3 protein-coding genes are annotated in these 2931 nt (G+C 36.9%); 1 reads left to right on the top strand and 2 read right to left on the bottom strand.

The window, feature by feature from the left end:
- Nucleotides 1–75: 75 nt before the first annotated feature.
- Both R3333_RS13850 and R3333_RS13845 read right to left on the bottom strand, forming a co-directional pair.
- Nucleotides 76–1419, bottom strand: coding sequence for an oligosaccharide flippase family protein (locus R3333_RS13850; protein WP_318959363.1), 1344 nt, complete (start codon nucleotides 1417–1419; stop codon nucleotides 76–78).
- Between the two features lie 30 nt (nucleotides 1420–1449).
- Nucleotides 1450–1917, bottom strand: coding sequence for an acetyl-CoA carboxylase biotin carboxyl carrier protein subunit (locus R3333_RS13845; RefSeq protein WP_318959362.1), 468 nt, complete (start codon nucleotides 1915–1917; stop codon nucleotides 1450–1452).
- Between the two features lie 111 nt (nucleotides 1918–2028).
- On the opposite strand from R3333_RS13845, the gene R3333_RS13840 reads away from it, so the two are divergent.
- Nucleotides 2029–2931, top strand: a 903-nt coding sequence (locus tag R3333_RS13840) for a M1 family metallopeptidase (RefSeq protein ID WP_413468689.1), incomplete at its 3' end; no start/stop codon positions are given.

Raw genomic sequence — 2931 nt, 5'->3', positions numbered from 1 at the left:
CATAGGGTTTTCATGCCGGTAAAAATAGAAAAAATGAAGAAAAAACAGAGGGTTGAGTTGCCGAAGCTTTATGAATTAGCCTTTGAATTTTTGTTGAATAAGAGCGAGGCTTGCTGTAAGGTCTACAATGCGCAGAGAAAAAACTAAAAGCTTAAAGAATAAATTGTTGTGCAATTGAAAGCCAATAATGTTTTTGGCAATAACAATTTGAGCGATACAAGTTAAACTTTGAGTAAGGATAGTGGCAATGGCAGCACCTTGGGCTTGATAATGCGGAATAAGCATAAAGTTAAGGCTTAGGTTCAATGCAAAACCTCCAATAGCCATCATGTTCAATGCTCGTAAATTTCCGTTGGCGGTAAGTAATGTTCCAAAAATGTAGGTGGTAGAAATGGGGATGAAATTTAGGATGATGAATTGAAAACAAACCACAGTTACCGGGTTGGAATGCGTATAAATCAAGCTCAATAATTCATCTGCATAAAAGAAACAAATTGAGGCACAGACAATGGCTATAGGTACTAAAATAGATGTTGCCGTACTAAGTAATGGACTTAGGTTCTCTTTCATCTTAAGCATACGTGCAAACATGGGCAATAGAATTCCGGCAATTAACAAAGGGAAAATATTTGCGGCATCTAAGATTCTAAATCCAGCGGCATACATACCTGCTTGTTCTTTACCATCCGGTAATAAACGCTCGAGCATGATGGCGTCCATCTTGGTGTAAAGCATCATTAATAGGATCAATAAGGCGTAAGGAAAACTGCTCTTGAGTAAGACCCAACTAATGTGCTTTTTAAGTTTGATTCTACTTTTTCCTAAACGTAGCGTTAATAGCAAGCCAACGAATGCAGCCAAGGCGTAAGAAATGCTTTGTGCGTAAATGAAGTTTTCAATACTGACCTCTGCTTCAAAGAATTTACCGTAAAGTACGGCTGAGCATAGAAAAATGAGGATTAATCGGTCGAGCACTGATAAAATAGCATCTATTTTAAAGCGGTGTAACCCCGCGAAGTTACTTCTGAAATAAAGGGTGAACGCAGCAAGTATTTGGTTTAAACAAAGGAAGAAAAGTAAGTGAATTGCACCTGCTGTATGTCCCATGAAGAAGGCAGCAACTAGCGTAATGATTAGATATAAAAAAGAGAGCACGAGACGCAAACCTACCAAGCTCCCTAGATATTTTATAAGTGTTTTTGGATGCTGGGCAATGTTTTTACTGTTGTAATTGGTAATCCCAAAATCTAAAACAATATTCAAGAGGAAGGAAAGGTTTAATAAGGAAAAGTAAAATCCATATTCCTCAAAGCCAACCTGATTTTGGATTTGTGCATCTATACCAAAAATGTAAAATGGTTTTATCAATACGTTCAAGAGAACGATCAAAAAGATATTTGAAATAAAACCTTTGCTCATACAGCAAAACTAACGTAAAGTTCTCTTGATTTATTCGAACTCGATGATAACTTGACCTTTATCTACAACATCTCCGTTATTTACAGCCAAACCTTTTACTGTACCTACACCGTCAGCCTTAATTACGTTTTCCATTTTCATGGCCTCTAAGGTCAACAATGGCGCACCCACTTCAACTTCCTGACCCACCTCAACGGCAAAAGAAATAACTCTACCAGGCATTGGAGATTCCAATTGGTGCATTTTCTTCACCTTTTTCTGGTCTAATCCCATCTTCTTAATCAAATCATCCAAGGCACCTTTTCGTTTCACTTCAAAAGTTCGTTGGTTAATTTTTATAGTCAGTGTATTTTCCTCCAAATTAGCGGCTAAGATCTCTCCATGGTATTTTTGTCCTAAGAAAAAGATGTAGAAAAAAGTATCGTCTACCCATTCTACAGTGGCATTATCTACCGCTGTAATTTCTGAATTATTGATGATGTATTTTGCTTCAGCCATGATGTTTTGTATATACTGCAATTATACAAACTTATAATTCCTTTCAAACTATCCTTACTAGAAATACTTTAAAAATTCTGCATATTTACATCAAAATAGAATTCAAAGACTATGCATTTAGCACATATATTTTCAGGTTTACTTTTTACAAGCCTTATTTCAACTGTTGTATTTTCTCAAGCCTTGGAGGGAATTAAACAGCCCGTTTATCATGCTTCTGAAACACAATACGTAGATCTTATACATACTGATTTAGAGGTGGATTTTGATTGGGAGAACAGTGCTTTAAAGGGAAAAGAGGAGATTTTATTTACTCCTTATTATCGATCGATTAATGAATTAAAATTAGATGCTAAATCTATGACCTTCTCGGAGGTGAGCATAGCCGGAAAGTCGTTGGAATATAGCTATGATGGAATGGAATTAATCATTCACCTTCCTAAAAGTTATTCGAAAAATGATACGATTGCACTAAATATAGTTTACACTGCTTTCCCAGAAGAATTAAAAGCGGAAGGTAGTGCTGCAATTACTGAGGCAAAGGGATTGTACTTTATCAATAACAAGAAAGTTCCAGAAGGGCGTATGCCACAGGTATGGACACAAGGTGAAACAGAAGCGAGTTCAGCGTGGTTTCCAACAGTTGATACACCCAACCAAAAACATGCACAAGACATATACATTTGTGTAGACCCAAACATGATGGCATTATCAAATGGTGCTTTAGTGGGTGTGGAGAAAACAGAAGATACTTGGATTTACCATTGGAAGCAGGAGTTGCAGCATGCTCCTTATTTGAGTATGATGGCGGTAGGAGAATTTGTTGAAATTAAAGACAGTGTACGCCTGGCAAGTGGTAGAATGTTGCCTTTACGCTATTACGTGGAGCCGGAATGGGAACACGAAGCCAAACAGATTTTTGGAAATACAGGGGAGATGATTCAGCATTTTTCCAAATTATTGGGCGTTGAATTTCCTTGGGATAAATACAGTCAAATCATTGTAAGAAACTTT

This window comes from Lishizhenia sp., assembly GCF_033720595.1.
Classification (GTDB): Bacteria; Bacteroidota; Bacteroidia; order Flavobacteriales_D; family Crocinitomicaceae; genus Lishizhenia.
Note: the sequence above shows the minus strand (reverse complement) of the source record. Positions and strands in the feature narration are given on the sequence as shown.